Source organism: Mesorhizobium sp. M7A.F.Ca.US.006.04.2.1 (genome assembly GCF_004022915.1).
In the GTDB taxonomy this organism is placed as follows: domain Bacteria; phylum Pseudomonadota; class Alphaproteobacteria; order Rhizobiales; family Rhizobiaceae; genus Mesorhizobium; species Mesorhizobium ciceri.
The window spans coordinates 1-3,317 of record NZ_RZQA01000735.1; the positions used below are offsets into that span (position 1 = coordinate 1).

3 protein-coding genes and 1 pseudogene are annotated in these 3,317 nt (G+C 62.8%); 1 reads left to right on the forward strand and 3 read right to left on the reverse strand.

Features of this window, described 5'->3' with window-relative positions; genetic code table 11:
- The 3 genes and pseudogenes from EN925_RS29070 to EN925_RS29080 all read right to left on the reverse strand — a co-directional run.
- Positions 1 to 420: pseudogene (locus EN925_RS29070) on the reverse strand (undecaprenyl-phosphate glucose phosphotransferase); the annotation flags it as partial.
- A 94-nt stretch (positions 421 to 514) separates the two neighbouring features.
- A complete protein-coding gene (locus EN925_RS29075; protein WP_127368454.1) occupies positions 515 to 1,645 on the reverse strand; it encodes a glycosyltransferase family 4 protein in 1,131 nt (376 codons plus the stop codon).
- 10 nt (positions 1,646 to 1,655) lie between these two features.
- Entirely contained in the window at positions 1,656 to 2,219 is a 564-nt protein-coding gene (locus EN925_RS29080; protein WP_013532220.1) for a polysaccharide biosynthesis/export family protein, read from the reverse strand.
- 260 nt (positions 2,220 to 2,479) lie between these two features.
- Between EN925_RS29080 and EN925_RS29085 the strand changes: the two genes are divergently transcribed.
- Positions 2,480 to 3,317 (forward strand): Wzz/FepE/Etk N-terminal domain-containing protein (locus tag EN925_RS29085; RefSeq protein ID WP_245487337.1); only part of this gene is annotated, 838 nt, incomplete at its 3' end.

Consider the following 3,317-nt stretch of genomic DNA (forward strand, 5'->3'; position numbering starts at 1 on the left):
CTTCATGACGAACGCCGTCAGCGCCATGAGGGCGAAAGTGCCGGCCCAGACCAGCAGCACGCGGCCGAAATTGGCGATCGGCCGCATCAGGGCGACGATCTGGTAGCAGTCGGTGACGTCGAGCAGCACCACGGCAAGGAACGACGCGGCGGCGATCGTTACCGGATACTGCCAGGCGAGATAATTGAAGAACCCGACATAATGGAAATAGACGGCGAGCCCGGACAGGAACAGCAAGCCGAATTCGACCATGCGCAGGACGCCGCTGACCATGATCGGCGACATCGTATCGCGCCGGTACTGCGAGGCGACCTGGCGCGCGACATCGTTCATGCCGCTTGGCGTGTCGCCATCGGCCGGGCCGTCGAATTTACGCACCGCCTCTGCTGAAAAGCGGCGCGCGGGGTCGATCTCGTTCATGAGGGCTTTCCGCAAGCTTCCCCTCGGTCATAGCAAAAGAGAGCTAAGAAACCCTTGAAACAACATACGGCTTTGGAACGGCTTGGTCCTGCGCCTACCTGTCGAGCGCGGCGAAATAGGCGTTCTCGATGTCGGCGGCCATCACATCGGCGCCGAAGCGTGCCTTGAGGTCGGCCTCATCCGGCATCAGGTCGCGATAGGCGGCCGGGTCGGCCAGCGCCTGGCTCATCCTTTCGGCGAGCTCGATCGGGTCAGGTCGGATCAGGGCAGGGGAACCGGTGTCGAATATCTCCGGAATGCCGCCGACCGCTGTTGCGATCATCGGCTTTCCCGCGGCAAGCGTTTCCAGGACGATATAGGGCATGGCTTCGGCGCGCGAAGGAACGATGATAAGCGCGGCAAGGGCAAAGGCCTCCCTGGCCGGCATCGGCGGTAGGAAGCGGACATGGCGCTCGAGCCCGAGGCGTTTCACTTGCCCGTGGTAACGCGGTAGGTCGTCGCCGTCGCCGACCATCACCGCGGTCAGCGCGCGGCCGAACCGTGGGCCGGCGAGCGCCAATGCGTCGATGAAGATGTCCGGCCCCTTCAGGTCGCGCATCATGCCGATATAAAGCAGGTCGGCTGCGTCCGGCGCGGTGATCACCGGCTCGAATTCAGTGGCGCGCAGGCCGTTATAGACGAGGGTGTTGGGAATGGGCGGCTCGCCGACCTTGTGGCGATAGGTCCGCCGCTCATAGTCCGAGACAAACAGCAGATAGTCGGTGAAGCGAGCCATGAAGCGCTCGAGCGCGAAGAACAGCTTTCCGGTGGTCGTGTTCTCGTCATAGTGGAGGGAGCCGCCATGCGGCGAATAAAGGCGGGCTACGCGAGACCTTGATACCCGCAACAACGAGCCGAACAGACGGGCATAGGCGCCACCCTTGGCGCCGTGCCCGTGCAGTACGTCCGGCCGCAATTCCTTGATGATCCTGTACGTGCGCCAGGCCGAGGCAAGGTCGCCGGGACCGACGTGGCGCTGCATCGGCGTGCGATGAATGCCGAGCGCCAGCATGTTCTTCATCTGCTCGAACAGATGTTCCTCGAACGCGCCGCCCGTCGTCGAATCGCAGACGATGCCGACGGAATGCCCGGCGGCGACCTGCGCCTCGGTCAGGTCGCGCACATGCCGGAAAATTCCTCCGACGGGTGAGCGAAAGCAATGGACGATCCTGAGCCTGTCCGCCACTTGGTATCTGTCAGAACAGGCGTTCGCGGACGTAGACCGTATCGCCCGGCAGCAGCGGGTCGGAGGTGACCACGCGGCCGGTCATCACCTTGCCGTTGATGTCGCGGGTGATGTCGACGCTTTCCTGGTTGGCGCGCGGCGTGAAGCCGCCGGCAATGGCGATTGCCTTCTGCACCGTCAGGCCGGGGACGTAAGAGTATTGGCCGGCGGCACCCACTTCGCCCATGACGAAGATCGGCCGGTAGCGGTCGATCTCGACCGAAACGTCGGGATCGCGCAGATAGCCTTGCCGCAATTTGTCGGCGATCTCCTTTTCCATCTGCTGCGCGGTGTGGCCGCGCGCCGGTATGGCGCCGACAAGCGGGAAGGAGAGATAGCCGGATTGATCGACGCTGTAGGTGTTGGTCAGCCCGTCCTGCTCGAACACGGTGACGCGGACGCGATCGCCGGCGCCAAGACGATAGGGCTGATCGAGCACCTCATGGAAGGCGGCCGGCGTCGGCCGGTAGCTGGAACAGCCAGCCAGCATCGATACGGCAAGCAGCGCGCGAAACAGGGAAGCAGTGCTTTTCATGACCGGACAAGTACCTTCGACTGGGCCGCTGCGGCGTCGCAGCAAACATCAGGGATCGAGGCCCGTTATCATCCTGTTAGGGTTAATGGCCGGTAAAGGGAGCGGCCGACACGTGGCGCATCGGCAAGAGTTTTTGCGATTTCTGGCGGTTTTGTTTGTCGCCCGCCAGTAAACCCTAACGAAAACTTACCGCGATCTTAACGGCTGAGTTACCATAGTTGTTTACGGTGCGTGCTGACCCAGTATCGGAGTAGGGATGCATGTCCGTTCAGTCCGCGGCCGCAGATGTCGATGTCGATCTCAGGCAGCTCTTCGCCAGCCTGGCGAGGAATTGGCTGCGTATAGGCCTCGTCGTCCTGTTGGCGACCGGGCTGGCCTTTGCTTTCGCCTCGCTGGCAACCCGGCACTACAAGGCCGAGACGCAGGTGGAGATCGCGCCGCGCGAATCCATCTACACGCGGCCGGCCAGCAATAACAACGACACCGACAAGCCTATTCTCGACGAGCAGGGCGTCGCCACCCAGGTCCAGATCATTTCCTCCAACGAAATCCTCAAGCAGGTCTCGCAAAAGCTTGGGCTGGAAAAACTGCCCGAGTTCAATGAAGCGCTCGACATGTCGGCGCTGAGCCGCGCTCTGGTCCTGGTCGGGCTGAAAAGCGACCCGATGGAAATTCCGACGGAAGAGCGCGTGCTCAAGAAAATGCACGAGAAGCTCAACGTCTACGGCGTCGAGAAGACCCGCATCATTGCCATCGAGTTCTCATCGGAAGATCCCAAGCTCGCGGCCGCCATACCGGACGCCATCGCTGCCGCCTATATAGCGGGGCAAGGGGCGGCCAAGCTCGAATCGAACAGCGCCGCGGCAGACTTCCTGGCGCCCGAGATCGCCGACCTGCAGCGGCAGGTCAAGGATGCGGAGGCGAAGGTCGCCGCCTATCGCGCCCAGTCCGATCTTCTGATGGGTGGCAACAATTCGGTGCTGGCCACCCAGCAGCTTTCGGAACTGTCGAGCGAACTGTCGAAAGTGCGCGCCAACCGCGCTGCGGCCGAAGCGACCGCCGACGGTGTGCGCAGGGCGCTGCAGAATGGCGGTTCGC

Excerpts from the sequence above, each read along its gene's own strand:
- EN925_RS29080 (WP_013532220.1), bottom strand. The coding sequence starts at position 2,219 with ATGAAAAGCACTGCTTCCCTGTTTCGCGCGCTGCTTGCCGTATCGATG.